This is a genomic window from Winogradskyella sp., from assembly GCF_965228925.1.
GTDB lineage: Bacteria > Bacteroidota > Bacteroidia > Flavobacteriales > Flavobacteriaceae > Winogradskyella.
In genome coordinates this window covers 3,637,023-3,658,643 of sequence record NZ_OZ245845.1, presented here as the reverse complement: position 1 = coordinate 3,658,643, position 21,621 = coordinate 3,637,023, and the positions used below count along the sequence as shown (strand labels likewise).

At 37.7% G+C, this 21,621-nt stretch carries 19 protein-coding genes; 10 read left to right on the top strand and 9 right to left on the bottom strand.

The features are described 5' to 3' along the window. The first annotated feature begins 188 nt into the window (after positions 1-188). Positions 189-1,448: an aminotransferase class I/II-fold pyridoxal phosphate-dependent enzyme gene (locus tag ACO052_RS15095; protein WP_422104618.1), complete on the top strand. Its 1,260-nt coding sequence runs from the start codon at positions 189-191 to the stop codon at positions 1,446-1,448. Positions 1,449-1,496: 48 nt separating this feature from the next. On the opposite strand, the gene ACO052_RS15090 is transcribed toward ACO052_RS15095, so the two are convergent. Together ACO052_RS15090 and ACO052_RS15085 are read right to left on the bottom strand one after the other, a co-directional pair. Continuing rightward, positions 1,497-2,618, bottom strand: a complete 1,122-nt coding sequence (locus ACO052_RS15090; protein ID WP_422104617.1) for a GTP cyclohydrolase — start codon at positions 2,616-2,618, stop codon at positions 1,497-1,499. Positions 2,619-2,626: 8 nt separating this feature from the next. Next, positions 2,627-3,604 (bottom strand): transporter, encoded by a 978-nt coding sequence (locus ACO052_RS15085; protein ID WP_422104616.1) that lies wholly within the window; start codon positions 3,602-3,604, stop codon positions 2,627-2,629. Positions 3,605-3,707: 103 nt separating this feature from the next. Between ACO052_RS15085 and ACO052_RS15080 the strand changes: the two genes are divergently transcribed. From ACO052_RS15080 to ACO052_RS15065, 4 genes are all read left to right on the top strand, one after another. Next, positions 3,708-3,998, top strand: coding sequence for a DUF4834 family protein (locus ACO052_RS15080; RefSeq protein WP_422104615.1), 291 nt, complete (start codon positions 3,708-3,710; stop codon positions 3,996-3,998). A 73-nt stretch (positions 3,999-4,071) separates the two neighbouring features. Further along, entirely contained in the window at positions 4,072-6,522 is a 2,451-nt protein-coding gene (locus ACO052_RS15075) for a YfhO family protein (protein ID WP_422104614.1), read from the top strand. 31 nt (positions 6,523-6,553) lie between these two features. Continuing rightward, positions 6,554-7,843: a glycosyltransferase gene (locus ACO052_RS15070; protein WP_422104613.1), complete on the top strand. Its 1,290-nt coding sequence runs from the start codon at positions 6,554-6,556 to the stop codon at positions 7,841-7,843. Positions 7,844-7,897: 54 nt separating this feature from the next. Continuing rightward, entirely contained in the window at positions 7,898-9,355 is a 1,458-nt protein-coding gene (locus tag ACO052_RS15065) for a lipopolysaccharide biosynthesis protein (protein ID WP_422104612.1), read from the top strand. Positions 9,356-9,449: 94 nt separating this feature from the next. Here ACO052_RS15065 and ACO052_RS15060 read toward each other — a convergent pair whose 3' ends face one another. After that, positions 9,450-10,829 (bottom strand): hypothetical protein, encoded by a 1,380-nt coding sequence (locus tag ACO052_RS15060; RefSeq protein WP_422104611.1) that lies wholly within the window; start codon positions 10,827-10,829, stop codon positions 9,450-9,452. Between the two features lie 157 nt (positions 10,830-10,986). Between ACO052_RS15060 and ACO052_RS15055 the strand changes: the two genes are divergently transcribed. Continuing rightward, positions 10,987-12,699: a serine hydrolase gene (locus tag ACO052_RS15055; RefSeq protein WP_422104610.1), complete on the top strand. Its 1,713-nt coding sequence runs from the start codon at positions 10,987-10,989 to the stop codon at positions 12,697-12,699. Positions 12,700-12,816: 117 nt separating this feature from the next. Here ACO052_RS15055 and ACO052_RS15050 read toward each other — a convergent pair whose 3' ends face one another. Then, positions 12,817-13,491, bottom strand: a complete 675-nt coding sequence (locus ACO052_RS15050; protein ID WP_422104609.1) for a hypothetical protein — start codon at positions 13,489-13,491, stop codon at positions 12,817-12,819. 229 nt (positions 13,492-13,720) lie between these two features. On the opposite strand from ACO052_RS15050, the gene ACO052_RS15045 reads away from it, so the two are divergent. Continuing rightward, on the top strand, positions 13,721-14,800 hold the full coding sequence (locus ACO052_RS15045) for a DUF3667 domain-containing protein (RefSeq protein ID WP_422104608.1): 1,080 nt from the start codon (positions 13,721-13,723) through the stop codon (positions 14,798-14,800). On the opposite strand, the gene ACO052_RS15040 is transcribed toward ACO052_RS15045, so the two are convergent. Beyond that, positions 14,794-15,447, bottom strand: coding sequence for a hypothetical protein (locus tag ACO052_RS15040; protein ID WP_422104607.1), 654 nt, complete (start codon positions 15,445-15,447; stop codon positions 14,794-14,796). The two genes, ACO052_RS15045 and ACO052_RS15040, sit on opposite strands and share 7 nt — an antisense overlap. Position 15,448: 1 nt before the next feature. Further along, complete coding sequence (gene uvrA, locus ACO052_RS15035; RefSeq protein ID WP_422104606.1) at positions 15,449-18,238, bottom strand: excinuclease ABC subunit UvrA; 2,790 nt, start codon at positions 18,236-18,238, stop codon at positions 15,449-15,451. 233 nt (positions 18,239-18,471) lie between these two features. On the opposite strand from uvrA, the gene ACO052_RS15030 reads away from it, so the two are divergent. Together ACO052_RS15030 and ACO052_RS15025 are read left to right on the top strand one after the other, a co-directional pair. Next, positions 18,472-19,056: an RNA polymerase sigma factor gene (locus ACO052_RS15030; RefSeq protein WP_422104605.1), complete on the top strand. Its 585-nt coding sequence runs from the start codon at positions 18,472-18,474 to the stop codon at positions 19,054-19,056. Positions 19,057-19,113: 57 nt separating this feature from the next. Continuing rightward, on the top strand, positions 19,114-19,257 hold the full coding sequence (locus ACO052_RS15025) for a hypothetical protein (RefSeq protein WP_422104604.1): 144 nt from the start codon (positions 19,114-19,116) through the stop codon (positions 19,255-19,257). A gap of 26 nt (positions 19,258-19,283) precedes the next feature. On the opposite strand, the gene ACO052_RS15020 is transcribed toward ACO052_RS15025, so the two are convergent. Genes ACO052_RS15020 through ACO052_RS15010 form a run of 3 tightly spaced genes read right to left on the bottom strand, consistent with a single transcriptional unit; the run spans position 19,284 to position 21,061 of the window. Next, positions 19,284-19,793 (bottom strand): hypothetical protein, encoded by a 510-nt coding sequence (locus ACO052_RS15020; RefSeq protein ID WP_422104603.1) that lies wholly within the window; start codon positions 19,791-19,793, stop codon positions 19,284-19,286. Positions 19,794-19,804: 11 nt separating this feature from the next. After that, positions 19,805-20,359: a hypothetical protein gene (locus ACO052_RS15015; RefSeq protein ID WP_422104602.1), complete on the bottom strand. Its 555-nt coding sequence runs from the start codon at positions 20,357-20,359 to the stop codon at positions 19,805-19,807. Between the two features lie 45 nt (positions 20,360-20,404). After that, on the bottom strand, positions 20,405-21,061 hold the full coding sequence (locus tag ACO052_RS15010; RefSeq protein ID WP_422104601.1) for an endonuclease III domain-containing protein: 657 nt from the start codon (positions 21,059-21,061) through the stop codon (positions 20,405-20,407). A gap of 35 nt (positions 21,062-21,096) precedes the next feature. Between ACO052_RS15010 and bcp the strand changes: the two genes are divergently transcribed. After that, positions 21,097-21,552: a thioredoxin-dependent thiol peroxidase gene (bcp, locus tag ACO052_RS15005; protein ID WP_422104600.1), complete on the top strand. Its 456-nt coding sequence runs from the start codon at positions 21,097-21,099 to the stop codon at positions 21,550-21,552. Positions 21,553-21,621: the final 69 nt, after the last annotated feature.

The window sequence follows — 21,621 nt, the reverse complement described above, 5'->3', positions numbered from 1 at the left end:
GTGGAGCCTACTGCTTATGTGGTAGGCTTTTTTATGTTTAAAAGTAAGTGAATAGTTGGGGAAAATATTATTATGCAGAAATCACAGAATTAACTACTTTTGCACACACTAGCAAAACTAAAATAAAACTAAAAAGAATCTGTTCAATTTATTGTTATAGATTTGAGGATTAATGGCAAACGCAAGGTATGAAGGATTTATTTGAAAAGATTTACAGAGATAAAGGACCTTTAGGAAAATGGGCATCCCAAGCAGAGGGCTATTTTGTTTTCCCAAAGTTGGAAGGTGAGATTTCTAATAGAATGAAATTCCAAGGCAAAGAGGTGATTACCTGGAGTATTAATGACTATTTAGGTCTAGCGAATCATCCCGAAGTGCGGAAAGTTGATGCAGAAGCTGCCGCAGCCTATGGCTCCGCTTACCCGATGGGCGCACGTATGATGTCTGGGCATACGGATTTGCACGAGCAATTACAGAATGAGTTGGCCGAGTTTGTGAGTAAAGAAGCGGCTTATCTTTTAAATTTTGGCTATCAGGGTATTATGTCTACCATAGATGCGCTTGTCGCTAAAGACGATATTATTGTTTATGATGTCGATGCCCATGCATGTATTATAGATGGGGTACGACTGCATATGGGTAAACGTTTTACTTATAAGCATAATGATGTTGCCAGCTTGGAAAAAAACCTTGAGCGTGCGACTAAGATGGCTGAGCAAACCGGAGGAGGTATATTAGTCATATCTGAAGGGGTATTTGGTATGCGTGGTGAACAGGGCCGTTTAAAAGAAATTGTAGACCTAAAAAAGAAATATAATTTTAGATTTTTAGTCGATGATGCCCATGGTTTTGGAACCTTGGGTGCTACTGGTGCCGGTGCAGGAGAGGAGCAAGGTGTACAAGACGGCATAGATGTGTACTTTGCTACATTTGCGAAATCCATGGCCAGTACAGGGGCTTTTATTGCTGGAGATCAAGAGATTATCGACTATTTAAAGTACAACTTGCGTTCTCAAATGTTCGCAAAGTCTTTACAGATGCAATTGACCGTTGGAGCGCTTAAGCGTTTGGAAATGTTGCGTACAATGCCAGAACTGAAGAAAAACCTTTGGACTATAGTTGACGCCTTACAATCTGGATTAAAGGAGCGCGGTTTCGATATTGGTACAACACAAAGTTGTGTGACTCCGGTATATCTTAAGGGAAGTATTCCAGAGGCTATGGCCCTAGTTAAAGACCTTCGTGAAAATCATGGAATCTTCTGTTCCATAGTGGTTTATCCGGTGATACCTAAAGGCTTGATTTTACTGCGAATGATTCCTACGGCGACACATACTTTAGAAGATGTGAAGGCCACCTTAGATGCCTTTGATGCGATTAGGGACCGATTACAAAACGGGACGTATCGAAGAATGTCTGCAGCCTTAATTGCAGCGATGGGAGAATAATAACTGTTTTACAACATATATAAAGCCTGAACAATGTTCGGGCTTTTTTTATGCAATAGGTTTACTCATCGTACAGCGTCTTTTATGAACCTGTGGGTTAAAGTGTTTCCATATCTGATGGATGGCTGTATTATCTGCGAGTTCAGGGCCTCTGATACATTCTTGCACGCCTTTTTTGGCGAACTCCTTGTAAAACTCATTAAATATAATGGCTGTAACACCTTTATTCTGGTATTCGGGTAAAATTCCGATTAAATAAAAAGTCACCGATTTAGAATGCTTTTTGGCCTTTATAATGTGCCTGAAACCAAAAGGAAAGAGCTTGCCGTTCATTTTTTGTAAGGCCTCTGCATAAGAGGGCGTTACAATAGCAAATGCGATTAATTTATTCGTATTATCGACAACGAACTTTACATATTCAGGATTTAAAAAGGGCAAAAACTTCTTCTTAAAATAAGCCTTTTGTTCAGGATTAATCGCTACAAATGAAGATAACTTGGCATGGGATGTTTCAAAAACATCAAACATTTCATCGGCATAGACCATGATCTCTTTAGAGGACTTAAAATCTAGCGCCTCTAATTTGTATCGACGCTTAATAAGATCCTGAATTTTTGTAAATGTTTCAGGTTTTATATCGCTGAAGGAGAACTTGCTTTCGACATATTCTTTGGATAGTTCTAAGCCATAGGCCTTGTAGTGTTCTTGGTAATAAGGGTAATTATACCAGGTAATCATAGTACCGATATGATCAAAACCTTCGGTCATGACGCCCACTTTATCTAAATTGGAAAATCCCACAGGGCCTTCAATAAACTCTAAGCCTTCTTTCTTGCCAATTTCAGTGATTTTATCTAGTAAAGCCTTCGATACCTCATTATCGTCTTCAAAATCAAACCAACCAAAACGCATTTTCTTAATGCCTTGTTGTTTAACCTCTATCCAATTGATGATAGCGGCAATTCGCCCAACTATTTCACCATCCCTGTAGGCTAAAAAAAACTTGGCCTCCGCGTCGTGAAAAACGGGGTTTTTGTCTTTGTCGAAAGTCTTTAATTCCTGGTCAATAATAGGAGGTACCCAGTATTTTGATCCATCATAAAGCGCAAATGGAAACTTTACAAATGCTTTGAGGCCTTTTTTAGATGTAACTTCTTTAATTGTAATCATGCAGTAATCTATATTCCATCGGGATCGAAATCGTCAGCCTTTTTCTTCTTGTTTTTGTTTCGTCTCTTTTTACGCTTGCCTTCTTCTTTAGCAGAATTGCCATTATCGATTTTTTTGTCCTTGTGAAAATCCAAACGGTAAGAAGCTCCAAATGCAATATTAAAAACAGAAGGGGTGTCTTTTGTATTAAAAGCAATATTAGCATCGAGCTGAAAGTCCTTACTCCAAAGGTAGGCGCCACCAAGCCTAAAGATATTATCTGCATAAAAATCACTACTGATACCTTGGGCTTCACCAAAGACCACCCATTGTTGGGTAAACGAATGAGTTAGTGTGAAAATATATTGGAAGTCCGAAAAATCGGATCCAATTCTATCTTTTATCAAGTTCATGACGAAAACCCAGCCGCCATTAAAGTTATTTTGGGTAGCGATCATTACTTTAGGACTTATACCTTCAACATCTGGTGCCGTGTAAGGATTATTTTCGGTATCAAAATTCGCCCCTACATAAACCGCAACTGCCGGGATTAGGGATTTCCATTGAAACTTTCTGTTGGCGTGATAACTGTATAAATTAGGTTTGGCTTCCTCCGCATTTTTGTAAGGGTCGTAAACCAAGTACTTGGCTCCAAGGGTGAGGTTTCTAAAATTAGCGCGCTTGTCTTCAAAAGGAACCGCACCACTATTAAAGGTTTGAGTGTCATTCTGATATACACCATCTAATTGCACTTCTAATTGCTCAAATAACAAGCCATAACGCACGGCAAAATCCAAGCCAAAACCTGAAACCTCATAGTTTAAAGGCGTGTGTTCTTCCTTAACCGTAAAGGCGCCAGCTTCGAATTGTACCACATTGGTACCTACCGAAAACGCACTTTCCGAGAGCCCAGGACGATTAGAGTTGATCACCTCGGTGTATTGGGCATAAACGGTGGAATAGGTTAAAATGATGAGAAGGGTAAAAATAGATTGGAGTCTTTGCATTTCCTTTGGTTTAAATTCAAATATAGATATTTTATACTTTTTTTAAGTATTTATAACGGATTATAAACAAGTATAATTGTATTTTTGATTATTACTTTGATATATGCAAGAAGCTTCTGTAATGGGATTATTACGCACATTATTAATTATTCTACTGATTTGGTTTGGCTTAAAAATATTGGCTAGACTTTTTGCACCATTTCTTATGCGCTTTGTCGCCAAGAAAGCGGAAGAACGCTTCGGGCAACAATTTGGAGGTTTTCAGAACCAAGCCCAGCAACGTGAAGCACAAAAAAGAAAGGAAGGCGAGACGGTTATAGACAAGATGCCGCAACAACAAAAAAGCTCTAATGACAAGGTAGGGGAATATATCGATTACGAAGAGATTGATTGATATAAGTCGTGGTATATTCCAGAATTTTGTTAAAAATTGACTACTTTTCCGAATCAATAATATAGCCATTTTCATGTCATTTTCCCTTAAACGTTTGTTGCCACATATCCTTGTATTAGTTGGTTTTGTGGTACTGTCTTTAGCTTATTTTAGCCCAGTATTACAAGGCAAAAAAATATTCCAGAGCGATATCATGCACTATATTGGCATGGCCCAGCAGCAAAAAGAGTTTGCAAAGACCACAGGCGAAGAAACCTACTGGACCAACAGTGCTTTTGGAGGTATGCCCACCTATCAATTGGGCGCAAAATATCCGCACAACTATATTAAAAAACTGGATTTAAGCTTACGTTTTTTACCAAGACCGGCCGATTATCTGTTCTTGTATTTCCTTAGTTTTTATATCCTATTATTGGCCTTAAAGGTCGATTTTAGACTGGCGGGACTCGGTGCTCTGGCGTTCGGGTTTTCTACCTATCTGATTATTATTCTCGGTGTAGGGCATAATGCCAAGGCCCATGCTATTGCTTATATGCCCATGGTTTTGGCGGGCATTATACTCACCTTTAGGAAAAAGTATATCCTCGGATTTTTATTAACGGTTGTTGCCCTGGGGTTAGAGATTGTAGCGAACCATTTTCAGATGACCTATTATCTGCTGTTTCTTGTTATTGTATTGGGCATTGCCTACTTGGTCGATGCCTACAGGAAAAAGCTACTACCGCATTATTTTAAATCTGTTGGATTATTATCCCTTGCGGCCATACTCGCTGTTGGGCTTAATGCTACCAACATCATGGCGACGCAAGAATATGCCAAGGAAAGCACGCGTGGCAAAAGTGAATTGACCATCAATCCGGATGGTTCGGAAAAGGAAGCTACGGATGGATTGAGCAGGGCGTATATTACGGAGTATAGCTATGGATTGGCCGAGACCTTTAATTTGTTTATCCCAAAATTTATGGGAGGTGGCAATTCTGAAGATGTGGGCAAGGATTCCAATATTTATAAAACTTATGTGACAATGGGTGCCTCTCCCATAGAAGCATTAGAAGTTTCCAAAAATGCACCGATGTATTGGGGCAATCAAACCATCGTTGAGGCACCAGCTTATGTTGGTGCTGTTGTTATTTTTCTTTTTGTACTAGGCTTGTTTTTGGTAAAGGGTCGGTTAAAGTGGTGGTTATTAGGTGGGGTATTATTGTCATGGATACTATCGTTAGGTAAAAATTGGTTTTTTGTTTCTGACCCTAGTCCCGATAGCAACCCTATAACAAATTTCTTCATAGATTTTGTACCGTTATACGATAAGTTTAGGGCCGTAAGTTCTATTCAGGTTATATTAGAACTATGTATCCCTGTGCTAGGTATTTTTGCTTTGGTGCGCTTATTTAGTAATTTCCTAAAAGATGACGAAAAATTAAAAGCTTTGAAGTATACTGTTGCTATTACAGCCGGGTTATGCTTGATCCTTTTAGCGTTGAAATCGACGTTTTTTGATTTTGAGAGTTTTAGGGATGCAGGGATTCCAGAAGTTTTGGTGGACGCGATCATAGAAGATCGAAAAGCGCTGTTCACTTCCGATACCATCAGAACCTTAATTTTGGTTCTACTTTCTGCGGGTATTATATATGCCTTCCTTAAGAAAAAATTATCCGAAAACTTAGCGGTTGTCCTTTTTGGAATATTGATTGTATTTGATTTAGTCACTATTAATAAGGACTATGTGAATAACGACGACTTTGTTTCGGCCATACAAGTGGATAAACCGTATCAACCTAATGCGGCTGATAAAAATATTTTGAAGGATAAAGGGCATTTTAGGGTTTTAGATATGTCTTCCGATGGGCAACGTCGACCAGGTAGAGCAGCCTATTTTCACAATTCACTATTTGGATACCATGCAGCTAAATTGGGACGTTATAATGACTTGATGGATTTTCATATTTATGACAACAATATGAACGTACTAAATATGCTGAATACGAAGTATATCATTGCGGAAGATCAAGGTCAAATATTTCCTTATGAAAATCCAGATGCCAATGGTAATGCTTGGTTTGTGAGTGAGTTAAAACAATTATTTGATGCCAATTCGGAAATAAAAATTCTAGACAGCTTGGATACAAAAACCAAAGCGGTAACGACGATGTCCAACTTTAGTAGTCGCGCTGAAGTCGTATCGTATGAGGTGGATTCTACAGCTTCTATACAGCTCAAAACGTTTCAACCCAATTATTTAAAGTATGCTTCTAGTAATCCAAATGATGGCTTTGCCGTATTTTCTGAGATTTATTATGAGAACGGATGGAATGCCTATATCGATGGGGAATTAGCACCTCATATTCGCGTTAACTATGCTATACGCGGTATACCAGTGCCAAAGGGTAATCATACCATTGAATTTAAGTTTGAACCAAAGGTCGTCGCTACAGGGAGTAGTATTGCTTTGGCCAGTTCAGCCGTTTTTGGGATTTTATTGATTTTGGGAGTATTCTATTCCTTTAAGAAAAAAGAAAGTTGAATGGATTCCTGCCCTTGCAGGAATGACAGAAATGAGTGAAAAAAAAGTATTAATAATCTGTTATTACTGGCCTCCAGCGGGTGGGCCAGGGGTGCAACGCTGGTTAAAGTTTGTGAAGTATTTACCAGACTTTGATGTAGAGCCCATTGTGTATTGTCCAGAAAATGCCAACTATCCTATTATAGATAACAGCTTGCTCAGCGAAATTCCTGAGCAGATCACCATTCTAAAACAGCCTATAAAGGAACCTTATGGCTTAGCCCGTCTGCTCTCAAAGAAAAGTTCAAAAACCATAAGTTCTGGGGTGATTCCAAAGGAGAAGAAACAGTCTTTAGCCGAAAAACTTATGCTTTATATCCGTGGTAATTTTTTTATTCCCGATGCGCGTAAGCTTTGGATCAAACCTTCGGTTAGATTTCTTTCTAATTATTGCAAAGAACATACTATTGATACCATAATCACTACTGGACCACCACATAGTATGCATTTGATTGGTCTTCAGTTAAAAAAGCATCTTCAAATCAATTGGATAGCGGATTTTAGGGATCCTTGGACCACCATAGGTTATCATAAGGCTTTAAAACTCAGTAAATCGTCTGAGGCGAAACACAAAGCTCTAGAAGCGCAGGTTCTAAATGCCGCAGATCAAATTATTGTGACAAGCCATCATACCAAAAATGAATTTTTGACTAAAACGCAACAGCCCATTACGGTGATTACAAATGGCTATGATACGCATGGGGTTAGAGCAGGTCAGAAGGATGAAAAATTTACTTTGGCCCATATTGGCTCTTTACTATCTGAACGCAACCCCGAGATTCTATGGCAAGTGCTTTCAGAGTTAATTAGAGACAATGAAGCTTTTTCAAAAGCTTTCCAACTTAATTTAATCGGTGTGGTGAGTGATGATGTCTTGGATGCGATAACTGCTCATGGTTTAAAACCACATCTTAATCTTGTAGGTTATGTGAGCCATGAATCAGCCATTAGATTTCAGATGCAATCTCAAGTTTTATTGCTAATTGAAATCGATTCTGAGGATACCAAAGCCATTATTCCAGGTAAACTATTTGAATATTTGATTTCTGAAACCCCGATACTGGCCATAGGTCCAGAGGATTCTGATATTGAACGGATCATTAGCACTACGAATACAGGTACTTATTTTAATTACAGTCAAAAAGAAGCACTTAAAACTCAGGTTTTGAACTATTTTAATGCCTATAGTAATAATAGCTTAAAAGTGAACGCCATTGGTTTGCAACCTTATAGCAGAAAAGCGCTGACAAAGGATTTGAGTGAAGTCATTAGAAGTGTTTAATCCCTTTTTTAAGATTTTGGAATTTGATATTTAATAGTTGTATTTTGCATTACTATGGGTATTGTATTAAACCAATCTTTTAAAAATACAATAAGCACTTATGTCGGCTTCGGTATTGGTGCCATCAACACACTTTTTCTGTATACCAATTTTTTAACGGATGACTATTATGGCTTAGTAGCCTTCTTATTGTCGGCCGCTAATATTATGATGCCGTTTATGGCATTTGGTGTACATAACGCCATTATTAAATTTTATTCATCTTTTAAGACTAGGACGCGTGTTGACAGTTTTTTGACGCTCATGCTGTTTTTACCCTTGGTATTTATTATCCCCACAATGCTTATCGGTTTTGTATCCTATGAAGGCATTGCTGGATGGCTTTCTAAAGAAAACACCATCGCTAGGGATTATGTATGGCATATCTTTGTATTAGCTGTGGCCATGGCCTATTTCGAAATTTTTTATTCCTGGTCTAAAGTACAACTGCGAACGGTTTTTGGTAACCTCATGAAAGAGATATTTCATCGTGTTTGCATTATGCTTTTGCTATTTATGGTCCATCTTAAATGGTTAAGTGTAGACCAATTTATTTTAGCGCTTGTAGGAGTCTATGTGCTAAGAACCCTCATCATGAAACTTTATGCTTATTCTATACGATTTCCAAGCTTAAAGTTTCAGAAAATAGAAGGTTTGCCATCCATTTTAAAGTATGCTGGACTTATGATTATTGCAGGTTCTGTGGCCATGTTGATTCTCGATATCGATAAATTTATGATAGGCCTACTGCTAGAACATATCGAACAAGTCGCCTATTACAGTGTCGCTATTTTTATTGCTACGGTTATAGCGGTGCCACAACGTGCTATGCACCAGATTATGATGCCACTAACAGCCAAATATTTAAATGACGGCGATGTACCGGCCTTAAAAGATCTTTACAAGCGAAGTTCTATCAGCCTTTTGGTCATTAGTGGCTTTATTTTCTTACTTATTGTTTTGAACATAAATCAGTTATATGAAATACTGCCCGAAGAATTCACGGGTGGTTTATTCGTTGTACTTATAGTGAGTATCGCCAAGCTTTTTGATAATAGTTTAGGAAATAATAATGCCATCTTATTCAACAGTGATTATTACAGTATGGTTTTGCTATTTGGTGTTGTATTGGCCATAATCGCAATTGTTTTAAATCTTGTTTTTATTCCTATTTACGGTATTGAAGGTTCAGCTTTTGCTACGTTTTTGGCGGTGGCCATTTACAATACGATTAAATTGATATTTGTAAACTATAAATTGCATATGCAGCCATTTTCCAGAGCTTCTGTAAAATTGGTACTGCTCTTAATTTTACTTTCGGCCCTCTTGTATTTCTGGGATTTTTCCTTTCATCCCATCGTGAATATAGGATTAAAATCTGTACTGATAGGCGCTGTCTATTTCGCTTTGGTCTATAAGCTTAACATTTCAGAAGATGTGTCCTTACAAATAAAAAAGTACCTAGGGTTTTAGGTACTTTAGAATAATGAGAAATCCCGTAAGGTGCTCTGAGGCATACATCATACGGGATTTCTACTAACCAACCAAAAAAATTATGTTTTATTTCTTATCCTCTGCTACGTCTTGAGCTAGATCTTGTAGAACTTTGGTTGTTGCTTCTACTTGATTTAGACCTGGTCGAGACCGAGGAAGACTTTCTTTTACTCTGAACAGTACTACGCTGTTTATTGTTTTGCGAACTACTTCTACTATATGTACGAGACTGAGTTGCTTTTGGTTTTCGCACCGAAGTATTTCTTGATCGCTCTACTTTGTTAGACACAGAGCGCTGTGTTCTGGTCACATTATCGCGCGTCGTTCTAGACCGTGATGCATTGTTTGAACGTGTCGACCTGTTAGGAGAAGAAACCTTACTCGTAGATCGTGTTGTTCTCATCGTTCTACTATCACTATTGTTTCTAGTATTTGATGACGTTGCTCTCGTATTAGAACGTGTTCTTGTACTTGAGTTGTTGCTTCTTGTTGAAGATCGCGACGTACCGACCTCGTTACGAGAGGTACTTCTATTAGAACGTGCTCTGGTACTCGAGTTATTACTTCTCGTAGCCGATCGTGATGTACCTACCTCATTGCGTGATGTACTTCTATTAGAGCGTGTTGTTGCAGTATTAGCTGCACGCGTCCTAGTATTCTCGGCTAAACGTGTCGTACGCGTTCTTGTAATTTCAGCATTTCTACGGGTCACCGTTCTCTGTATGGTACGTTCTCTTCTGTTTCTAGGTGTTTGTACATAACTATTACTGTTGTTTCTTCTCGCAATTTGTGTATGTCCACGTCTTCCGTAGTTCACATTAAAGAATCTCACATTATTTCTATAAGGTCTGTACCATATATGTCTTACGGGGCTGTAAAACTGTCTATAAGGGTTAACGTTAACCACACAGAAGTTTACAGCAGGTACCGCATAGAATCTATGCCAAGGTCTCCAAATATAGGCCCTGTTGAAGGTATTGATGAAGCCATCATATCTCCAAAACACATTGTTTCTATAGTATACATTTAGCCCACCAATGCGGTTAATTCTATTAAAACTGTTGTAAGTGATAAAGATATTTCCGATCTGGTTCACCCTACCGTAAAAGTCATAGTATATCGGTGTGTTTTCAATTTGAATAATAGCACCAAAACTATCGTACTGTACATAAGGGTTATAATTAAAACCGCCGTTGAAGCTCAATGTAAAACCAGGAGTGTCAATACCAACACTAAGATCTGGTCCATATTGTGGGATGTAGAAATCGAATTGCCCATCACGGTAAACCGAGAACTCAATACCATTTTCAACGAATATGAAAGAATTTCCATAACCGTTCACAAAAGTATTGATAGAAGCTTCTGCTTCGTTTGCTGTGGTGGTTGAATTAGTTGCGAATGCCGTTGTGGAAAATGCCACTAAACTTGCAAATAAAAATAGAATCCGTTTCATAGTTAAGGGTTTTAAAATTAAACTCATTTACTATAAAACAAACAGCGTGCCAAAACGTAATTTTCAGATAAAATGCACTTCAGAAGACTATTAATTAAATGTTGTAACTTTAAAGATCCCAATACCTGTAAATCATTAATCAAAAATAGCCGTAATCATGAAATCTTTTTTTTCAATCGTATGCATCACTTTTCTTTTAGTACCAACAGTTCTTGCACAGACTGAGACTAGTTCCAAGAAGCGAGACGCCATAGATAAACTCATGCAACACAGTTATGACTATGACATCTTTAATGGCACCATATTAGTAACGCAAGACGGAAAGGAAATTTATGCTAACGCCTTGGGATATGCAGATAAGAACAACAAGCGAAAATTAAATACAACCACAATGGTGTATTTGGCTTCTGTATCCAAACAGTTCACCACAATGGCGGTAATGTTATTAAAAGAGCAGAACAAGTTGTCTTATGACGATCCATTATCACAATATTTCCCTGAGTTCCCTGAATACGCCAATACGGTAACCATAAGACATTTAATGACCCATACCTCGGGTATCCCAGATCATTATAGACTAGGCGCTTATAAACCAGGATTGACTAACAAAGACGTTTATAATTTATTGGTAAAGCAGCCTTTGGATTTTGAGCCAGGGGAACGCTTTAGCTACAGTAATGGCGGTTATGTATTATTAGCTATGATTGTGGCTAAGGTTGCGGACCAACCATTTCATGAGTTTATGAAAGCTCATATTTTTGAACCTTTGGGTATGAAGAACACTTTAGTTTATGATGAATCCAACCCCACAATTAAGGATAGGGCAGTGGGCTATAACGCCGAGGGTGACTTAGACGACTATACAATTTTCACAACAGGTGCCGGTGGTATGTTCTCGACAATCCATGATTTACATTTATGGGACCAAGCTTTATATACCGAAACCTTAGTTTCAAAAGCGACCTTAAATGAGGCTTTCACACCAGCAAAGTTGAACAATGGAGACTATACGCAGTATGGATTTGGTTGGGGAATAGATGAGCAAGATGGCAAAAAGTCGGTGCAACATTCTGGAGGACTGGCGGGATACCGTACTTTTTTAAGGCGTAATTTATATGATAATAGCGGTTATATCATTCTTACTAATCACGGTAACCAGAGCAATCTAACACCTATTCGAAGAGCATTGGACGCTATTTTAGCCAACGCGCCTTATGATTTGCCCAGAGTTCCTATTTCAACCAAACTATCTAAGCTTCTCGATGCATATGATGCTAAGACCGCCATTATAAAAGCTAATGAACTGCTTCTAGCGGATTCAGAGAAGTATGAAATCGATGAGTATGGCATTAATGCACTAGGCTATGCCTATTTTGGGGATGGGGATTTTGAGACGACCTTGGCGATATTTGAGTTTAATGTCGAAAAAAATCCGAAGGCCTCCAACCCTTATGACAGCTTGGGTGAGGTGCAATTAGCTAGTGGCGATACCATTCAGGCCGTAAAGAATTATAAAAAGTCCTATGAACTGGACCGAAGTAACACCAATGCCATCAATGTACTTAAGCGCATCGGAGTGGACACTAGCAAAATGACCGAAGCTATTGATGTAGCCCCTGAAATATTGGATCAGTATGTCGGTGTTTATGAACTTCAACCAAATTTCACATTGACCATTAGCAGAGAAGACCATCGCTTGTTCGTTCAAGCCACTGGTCAGGGAAAGCTCGAAGCATTCGCCATGTCCGAAAACAAGTTCTACAATACCCTTGTGGATGCTCAGATTACATTCCACAAAAACGACAAAGGTGAAGTGCATGCCTTAACCCTGCATCAAAATGGTGATCATAATGCGCCCAAGATTAAATAACCAAAACTGCGAAGAAGTCCTCTATAAAATTATGAAACCCTGAATGTTTGGGGAAATATTCAGGGTTTCTTTAAACCATTAAACATGTTTTAATGGTCATACCAAGCGATCAAAATCTTAGGATCTTATTTTCCTTTGTTTTTTCACTGTTCCATTTTTTCTATAGTAGTAGTAATCGTCATCACTTTCCCAATTAGAATCCCAATCATCATAATAATCATTACCATTAAAATAGCCCGTTGTATAGCCTTCGTTGTCCCAAAGACCACAATCTTGATTACTAAAGTTAACATAACCTCTGGTGCCAATAATATCGCCATATCTATTGTAAAGAATACGTAATCCACCGACCTGTCTTAATTGGCCTCTTCTATAGGTCATATATACGGACCCAGCACGTTTTATCCGTCCTTGTCGGTCGTAGTTGATAAAGACATTTCCGATACGTCTTACACGACCTAATTGATCATGTCGTACTAGAGTACCGCGGTTTCCTGCATCATACCAGGTGCCTGGTGCTCCAAAAGCACGGTTTGGACCACGGCGATTGCGTTTGTAATAATAATCGTCATTATTTGGTGGGGTCACAAAAGCTTCCGTATTAAAATCGAAGCTGCCATCAGGAAAAATCAAAAACTCAATACCACGTTCTACAAACAGAATTGGTTGTGCAAAACGATAACGCATGTGCTTTAAATCTTCCCTATTTAAAACAGCATCTCCTGCTGTTGTTGCGGTGCTAGATGTCATTCCCAATAACACCATAGCCAAAAAAAGTACTTGCTTTTTCATAATTTATAGGTTTTTAGATTTACCTAGTCACTAACTCGTTTAGGACTTTTAGGTTTACGCTATAGTCTGGTCAAACCAATTAACGTGCCAATATTTTTAAATGACTTATTAGCAACTATTTAGGTGGTATTTTAAAAAGTGCCTGTAACAATTATTGAGTTTGGTATTCTAAAAATTGAAGGGGTATATCGTAAAATTGATTATTTTTAGTCGAGACTAACTTTGCTTTATGAACACTAACCAAGAGATTTGCCAAAACTGTGAGCAACCCTATGAAAAAGGGTTTAAGTTTTGTCCGCATTGTGGACAAAAAACAGACGATGATTTAACCATTGGTGTTCTGTTCTACAATACCATTAGTAATTATTTTTCGTTTGATGCACGTTTCTTAAAGAGCTTTTTACCCTTGATGTTTAGGCCAGGTTATCTGGCTGCAAGATTCTTGGAGGGCAAGCGTTTACTCTATCTGCATCCGGCTCAAATGTATTTGTTTGTTTCTGTGATTTTCTTTTTCATTATTTCCTTTAGCACAAGAGATTTAGTGAGCAAGGCGAATGAGATTAATCAAAAAGTAGTTGATGCTGATGCTGTTGAGATAGAAAAAGATAGCGTTGATAAAGTTTTGGATTCTATTCAGCTTGAAAAAATGATGAAACCGCTAGAACAAAACAAGAAATTACTCGGACTAAATGATGAGGATTTTAAGTTAACGGATTCTATCATAAAGGCCAATATGAAGGAAAAGAATAGTAATGATAATATTACATGGGACTTTAATAAGAAAAAAGTGGACTCCTTAATAGCTGCTGATGCCGATGAAGATATTATTTTGAAGGAAATGGGCATGTCTGACAATCCCGGTTTTTTTGAACGGCGTATTTTTGAGAACGCACTGAAACTGACCAAGGGCAGAGGTGCTGGGGGTATCGTCCAGGCATTTTTTGACAGTATCCCTATTTCTATGTTTTTTCTATTACCGCTTTTTGCATTTATACTGAAGATTTTTTATTTCAACAAAGGAAAATATGCCCATCACTTGGTGTTTAGTTTTTACTTCTTTTCTTATTTATTTACCGTTTTCAGTATTTTGTTTGCGGTCAACAGATTTGTATACGATATTCCCGACTGGATCGATTGGTTGGTCGCCCTATCGACGTATTTTTATTTCTTAGTGGCGCTCATCAAGTTTTACAGACAAAATTGGTTTCTGTCTTGGATAAAAAGTGGCATTATCTCATTTTCCTTCTTGCTGTTCGTCATACCAATGTCGTTTTCGATTCTGGCATTTTTGGCATTCTTGCTTTATTGATTAGGAGATTTTGCATGCCAAATAGGAACATCGAGGAAATCACTTAACACATGCGCGTCGTCAATTATGGATTTTAAGTTACCGTGGTCGATGACATTCTTTCTCGACTTATCGTCTAGTACTAAGTTGAGTTCAAAGCTTTTGTAGTGACCGTCATCACCCTTTATGTTTTCACCAATGATTTGAACGGCAATAATACGCTTTAATGAAATGTAATTGTCAGTTTTATGCTGCTCAATTTTATCACTTTTAAAGTTATAAGCGCTATAATAAATGCCTAATCGTTTATCAAAAACTCTAGGCTTATAGAAATTATAAAACATAAGACTGCCAACCGTTGTAAAAATCAACCCCACCAGAACGACTAACCACTTAATATTCTTAGAATCACCATCAAATGGATATATGCCAACAAACAAAACTCCTATACCAATAGCAAGAAAAATAAAACAGAATAAAGCCACACCTATATATGGCTTGTAAACCAATTTATGGCTAGATTCCTGTATAAGTACGTTAGTTCTAAAACTGGCTCCGCCCGGATTTAGAGGCTCAGTCGAAACAATGTCATTGATATTGCTGATATTTTGTGGTTGACTTTCCTTAGACTCAATAACTTCTCGATGAAAACCTTTGGGTAAGTCCATATTATAATTTGTCTTGAAGGTATTTTCCAGTTACCGAATCAGTATTAGACGCGATTTGCTCAGGAGTACCAACCGCTACTAGATGACCACCATGTTTTCCACCTTCAGGCCCCAAATCAATAATATAATCGGCACACTTGATTAAATCGATATTATGCTCAATAACAAGAATAGAATGTCCCTTGGCTATTAAGGCTTGAAAGGATTTTAACAACTTTTGGATATCGTGAAAATGCAGGCCAGTCGTCGGTTCATCAAATATAAAAAGCGCATTATCACTTTTACTACCTTTACCTAAAAAAGTGGCCAATTTAATACGCTGTGCCTCACCTCCAGATAGGGTAGAAGAGGACTGCCCTAAAGTAACATAGCCCAGGCCAACATCCTGTAAAGGTTGCAGTTTGTTTTGAATTTTAGTCTGCTTATGATTCGTGAAGAACGCAATGGCGTCGTCTATGGTCATATTAAGGATATCATCAATATTTTTACCTTCAAACTGAACTTCAAGAATTTCTTTTTTAAAGCGTTTTCCGCCACAGGTATCACAGGTCAAGTGCACATCGGCCATAAATTGCATCTCAATGGTTACCACACCTTCTCCCTTACAGGTATCGCAGCGGCCGCCATCCACGTTAAAGCTAAAATGCTTAGCCTGATAGTTTCGGATTTTACTGAGCTTTTGAGCGGCAAACAAGGCTCTTATATCGTCATAAGCCTTAACATAGGTCACAGGATTTGAACGCGAAGATCGCCCAATAGGATTTTGATCTACAAACTCCACGTGCTGTATATTGCTGAAATTCCCCTTCATTTCGGTAAACTGTCCAGCTTTATCACTAAATCCGGTGAGTTTCTTTTGAATGGCCGGGAACAATACTTTTTTCACCAAAGTGCTTTTTCCACTACCTGATACTCCTGTCACTACCGTAAGCATTTCGAGCGGAAACGTCACATCAATATTCTTCAAGTTATTTTCACGGGCACCAATGATATCGATATGGTATTTTGATGTTCTTCGCTTTTCAGGAACTTTGATTTCTAATTGACCGTTTAAATATTTTGCTGTTAACGTATCGGATACCAGAATATCTCTAAATTCGCCAGTAGCTACAATCTCACCGCCAAAGGTACCGGCTTCTGGACCAATGTCAATGATTTCATCAGCGGCTTTCATAATGTCCTCATCGTGTTCAACGACAATAACTGTATTGCCAAGGTCGCGTAAGGACTTCAAGACTTTAATCAGTCGTTCTGTATCTTTGGGGTGCAGGCCAATACTGGGTTCGTCTAAGATGTACATAGATCCAACAAGACTGCTGCCTAAGGAAGTCGCCAAATTAATACGTTGACTTTCGCCACCCGATAATGTATTGGAACGTCTATTGAGTGTTAAATAATCTAAACCGACATTAGATAAGAATTCTAAGCGCGAATTGATTTCAAGGAGTAAGCGTTTTGCAATTTTAGAATCATAGGTGTTTAACTCTAAATTCTTAAAGAATTCCGAGAGTTCTTTAAGCGGTAAATCGACTAAATCGGTAATTGCAAACCCATTTATTTTTACATAATCAGCTTCTTTACGAAGTCGCTTGCCTTTACAAACGTTGCATTTGGTTTTCCCACGATAGCGGGAGAGCATAACACGATTTTGGATTTTATAGGCTTTGGACTCCAGTTCTGCAAAAAAACTATCGAGACCTTCAAAATACTCATTTCCCGACCAAATAAGTGCTTTATGTGCATCACTTAATTCAAAATAAGGTTTATGGATGGGGAAATCGAATTTGTGTGAATTGTTAACTAATTGGTCCCTGTACCAGCTCATACTTTCCCCTCTCCAAGGAAAAATCGCATTTTCGTAGACTGAAAGTGCCGTATTTGGTACCACCAGATCTTCATCAATACCAATCACATCTCCATAGCCCTCGCACTTTGGACATGCTCCATAAGGATTATTAAAACTGAATAAATGGGCATTGGGCTCTAGGAAGGTCATGCCATCTAACTCGAACTTATTATTGAAAGTGGTTTGTTTTTGATCTGCTATCGCTTCGATAATACAACTTCCGACACCTTCAAAAAATGCCGTTTCTATGGCATCGGCCAAGCGATTAAGGAAATCTTCATCATCTTTATAAACAATTCTGTCAACGACTAAAAACAAATTTTTGTCAGATGTTATATTGTGCTTTAAAGCATCGTCAATCCTTAAGACCTCATTGTTGTACTTTATTCTGGCATAACCTTGTTGTTGCAGGGTTTGCAATTTGTTTTCTACGGTTCTACCTTCTTCTAGAATAATCGGGGATAACAATAAAAGTTTAGAACCTTCTTCAAATTTTGAAATGTAATCAATAACGTCTGTAACTGTATGCTTCTTAACTTCATCACCGGAAATGGGTGAGTAGGTTTTGCCTATACGCGCAAATAACAGTTTTAAATAGTCATAAATTTCGGTCGTGGTCCCCACTGTTGAACGTGGGTTCGTAGAGTTGACCTTTTGTTCTATGGCGATAGCTGGTGCAATACCTTTTATATAATCGACCTTAGGTTTGTTGAGCCGTCCTAAGAATTGACGGGCATAGCTCGATAGACTTTCTACATAACGTCTCTGGCCTTCAGCATATAAGGTATCGAAAGCCAAACTAGACTTCCCTGAGCCCGATAATCCGGTCACAACGACCAATTTATTTCGGGGAATAACAGCATCAACATTCTTTAGGTTGTGCAATTTTGCACCTTTGATGATGATATTTTTTTTAGGATTGACGTCTGTAATATTGGCGTTCATATAGGCTATTTGCGTGTATAATTTTGCAAAGATACGTTATCTATTTAAGCTGATAAAATGCAGGAATACCAGATTAAATGTTAAAATTTGGTAGTTTTTTTTGCATTTTCGGAATGATTGTTGTTATATTTACCACATAATCATTTAAAAAACTACTGCGTATCGCATAATATTACTTTGTAAAATTTAACCCCTTGCTAAGAAGTCCGCTTCTTACTACTAAGAGTAATATTATGAAAAGAGAACTTATCCAAGACGCAGAGTTGGTCAGCAACTACATTAGAGGAGACGAAAGTGCGCTATCGGTTTTGATAGAACGTCACAAGCAAAAGATTTACAGTTTTATTTATTCTAAGGTGTATGATAGGGATATCACAGAAGATGTATTCCAGGATACTTTTATTAAAGTGATTAGAACCTTAAAGCTCGGAAAGTATAACGAAGAAGGCAAATTTTTGCCTTGGGTTATGCGTATTGCCCACAATTTGGTCATTGATCACTTTAGAAAAAATAGCCGAATGCCTAAGTTTGATAACGCTGGTGAGTTTAGTATTTTTTCTGTTTTGAGCGATTCTAGTCTCAATGCCGAAAAGAGTATGATTAAAGATCAGGTAGAATCTGATGTGAGACGTGTTATTGAAGAGCTTCCTGAGGATCAGAAGCAGGTGCTTTTAATGCGTATGTACCAAGATATGAGCTTTAAGGAAATTTCGGAGCGCACAGGAGTGAGTATTAATACGGCCCTTGGGAGAATGCGCTACGCGCTTATCAATATGCGCAAGGTGATAGAACAAAATAATATTATTTTAACAAATTGATACAATAATGCATTTTAAAGTACGTTATTGTCATATAACAAACACTAATCAACGAATATGGCAAAAATTTACTCTAATGCTACCCCAAAAAATGATAACCTAAAACCAAAAGATGAAACCGTAAGGTTCCTTTTGAAATACTCTAAGGCTTTAAGTGTTATAAATTATAATAAATTGAAGTTTGAAGCACTTCTAAATTAAGTTGGAAAAAAATCCTGATGCGACAATCAGGATTTTTTTATTTTGGACGGTACTTCTTTTTCCTTTACGTCGAGGTACTCTTGTCTTAAATCCTTTAAATACTGTAGAATCAATTGATGTTTAGGATGTGATGCTTTTAAACCATCTTTGGAGTCGTTGTCTATAACAGTAATGACAATATACCAAGTTCCCACTTCATGTACCAATTCATCCGTTATGTTAAACAAATCTATGGCAGTGGTTGATTTCTCTACCTCATAAAATGAAAGATAGTAAAGTTGTCCTTCAATTCTAAAAGGCACTTCGAAATCTACGTCTAAATCATTTAGCTCAAATTTTGTATTTATAAAGTCGTAAAAGGCATCAGCCTCTTTAGTATCTTCAAAAATAAAGGCCTGTTGCTCTGGAAGTTTGCGCTTAAACCGTTGGGCTTCTTTGACCTTGTAGCCCTTTTTATTAAAATCGGGCGCAAAGCTTACAGGAATGCAGGCTGTTATGGTTATTCCCAATAAAATGCTTATCACATGTTTCTTCATTGAATAATTATTTAGGATTTTTTAGCAAATAATAGCTCCTCATAATTGTATGTCGCCAAGTACTCTTGTTTTAAATCTTTCAAATACTGAATAATTTGCGATTTCATAGGATGCTTATCTAATAGACAATTCTTTAGGTGCTCATCATAGACCGTAATGACGATATACCAATGGCCTTTTCGGCTAACATAGTTATCATCAAATGCAGTAACACCAACTTTTTCATCCAGTACTAGATCAACGGCTTTAAGGCCAATATTTAAGTTTTTATCCTCTTTATTCACTTCGTTATACGAGAGATGAAATGTTTCTCCATCAATTATAAACGGAGAGTTAAAGCCTACGTCATTATGATTTAGATTAAGCTTTGTATTTAAATAGTTGTAAAATTCGTCAGCATCCTTAGGGTCTTTGAAAATAAAAGCAGTCTCCTTTGGTAGCTTACGTTGAAACTTTTTGGCTTTCATAACTCTATAATCCTTGTTTTTGAATTTAGGAGCTACTTTTATGGGAATACATGACGTTAAAACGGTTATTAGGCAAAGAAGAGCGATTGGCTTTTTCATTAATTGATGGTTTTGAATAGGTCATCAATAATTGTACCAATGCTATTATTTTTTCTTTTTGAAATAGTCGTCTATTACGGATTTTCGACCAATGGTTTTTGTGATGATATCCTTGTCCAAATCCCAACCACGAGCTGGAGAGTATTCTCTACCGTACCATATAATTTGAAGATGTAAATCATTCCAAAGTTCTTTTGGAAAAAGGCGCTTGGCATCTTTTTCGGTCTGTACCACATTTTTACCATTACTTAGGTTCCATCGATACATTAAGCGGTGAATATGCGTATCTACAGGGAATGCTGGAATTCCAAATGCTTGGGACAAAACAACCGCTGCTGTTTTATGTCCTACCGCTGGTAAAGCTTCTAATTCCTCGTAAGTCTGTGGCACCTGTCCGTCATATTTATCAATAAGGATATGGGATAATCCGTGGATACCCTTGCTTTTCATTGGTGACAAGCCAACGGGTTTGATAATGTCCCTAATCTCCTCAACACTTAGTTTCACCATATCGTAAGGATTATTAGCGCGTTCAAACAATAATGGTGTGATTTGGTTGACTCTAACATCAGTACTTTGCGCAGACATCAGTACTGCGATCAATAATGTATAAGGATCCTTATGATCTAGTGGGATTGGAATTTCGGGGTACAATTGATTTAACGTATTTATAACAAATTGTACCTTTTCTTGCTTTGTCATTCATCGTATTTTTACAAAAAACAAATTTAAGCAATATGACGCATTTAAAAATAGGTGATAACGCACCAGATTTTTCGGCAAAAGATGAACAAGGACATACCATTTCACTATCGGATTACAAGGGAAAGAAACTCGTGGTTTTCTTTTATCCTAAGGCCAGTACGCCAGGATGTACGGCCGAAGCCTGTAATTTAAATGATAATTATGAGCGTTTTCAAGCGCAGGGCTACGAGATTTTAGGTGTGAGTGCCGATAGTGCAAAACGTCAATCGAATTTTAAGAATAAATACGGATTTCAGTATCCTTTACTGGCCGACGAAGACAAAGCGGTCATTGAAGCTTTTGGCGTTTGGGGACCTAAGAAGTTTATGGGCAAAGAGTATGATGGTATTCATAGAACAACATTCGTTATTGACGAAAATGGGGTTCTAGAAGATGTGATTACCAAAGTTAAAACTAAGGATCATACGGCTCAGATTTTAGCAGATTAACTATAAAATTAGATATAAAAAAAGACCTACTGTTTTTTAAGTAGGTCTTTTTTATTGTTTATGTATGTT

Bases quoted from the DNA above. Each gene is read 5' to 3' on its own strand.
- ACO052_RS15095 (WP_422104618.1), top strand. From the start codon at position 189: ATGAAGGATTTATTTGAAAAGATTTACAGAGATAAAGGACCTTTAGGA.
- ACO052_RS15090 (WP_422104617.1), bottom strand. From the start codon at position 2,618: ATGATTACAATTAAAGAAGTTACATCTAAAAAAGGCCTCAAAGCATTT.
- ACO052_RS15085 (WP_422104616.1), bottom strand. From the start codon at position 3,604: ATGCAAAGACTCCAATCTATTTTTACCCTTCTCATCATTTTAACCTAT.
- ACO052_RS15080 (WP_422104615.1), top strand. From the start codon at position 3,708: ATGCAAGAAGCTTCTGTAATGGGATTATTACGCACATTATTAATTATT.
- ACO052_RS15075 (WP_422104614.1), top strand. From the start codon at position 4,072: ATGTCATTTTCCCTTAAACGTTTGTTGCCACATATCCTTGTATTAGTT.
- ACO052_RS15070 (WP_422104613.1), top strand. From the start codon at position 6,554: ATGAGTGAAAAAAAAGTATTAATAATCTGTTATTACTGGCCTCCAGCG.
- ACO052_RS15065 (WP_422104612.1), top strand. From the start codon at position 7,898: ATGGGTATTGTATTAAACCAATCTTTTAAAAATACAATAAGCACTTAT.
- ACO052_RS15060 (WP_422104611.1), bottom strand. From the start codon at position 10,829: ATGAAACGGATTCTATTTTTATTTGCAAGTTTAGTGGCATTTTCCACA.
- ACO052_RS15055 (WP_422104610.1), top strand. From the start codon at position 10,987: ATGAAATCTTTTTTTTCAATCGTATGCATCACTTTTCTTTTAGTACCA.
- ACO052_RS15050 (WP_422104609.1), bottom strand. From the start codon at position 13,491: ATGAAAAAGCAAGTACTTTTTTTGGCTATGGTGTTATTGGGAATGACA.
- ACO052_RS15045 (WP_422104608.1), top strand. From the start codon at position 13,721: ATGAACACTAACCAAGAGATTTGCCAAAACTGTGAGCAACCCTATGAA.
- ACO052_RS15040 (WP_422104607.1), bottom strand. From the start codon at position 15,447: ATGGACTTACCCAAAGGTTTTCATCGAGAAGTTATTGAGTCTAAGGAA.
- uvrA (WP_422104606.1), bottom strand. From the start codon at position 18,238: ATGAACGCCAATATTACAGACGTCAATCCTAAAAAAAATATCATCATC.
- ACO052_RS15030 (WP_422104605.1), top strand. From the start codon at position 18,472: ATGAAAAGAGAACTTATCCAAGACGCAGAGTTGGTCAGCAACTACATT.
- ACO052_RS15025 (WP_422104604.1), top strand. From the start codon at position 19,114: ATGGCAAAAATTTACTCTAATGCTACCCCAAAAAATGATAACCTAAAA.
- ACO052_RS15020 (WP_422104603.1), bottom strand. From the start codon at position 19,793: ATGAAGAAACATGTGATAAGCATTTTATTGGGAATAACCATAACAGCC.
- ACO052_RS15015 (WP_422104602.1), bottom strand. From the start codon at position 20,359: ATGAAAAAGCCAATCGCTCTTCTTTGCCTAATAACCGTTTTAACGTCA.
- ACO052_RS15010 (WP_422104601.1), bottom strand. From the start codon at position 21,061: ATGACAAAGCAAGAAAAGGTACAATTTGTTATAAATACGTTAAATCAA.
- bcp (WP_422104600.1), top strand. From the start codon at position 21,097: ATGACGCATTTAAAAATAGGTGATAACGCACCAGATTTTTCGGCAAAA.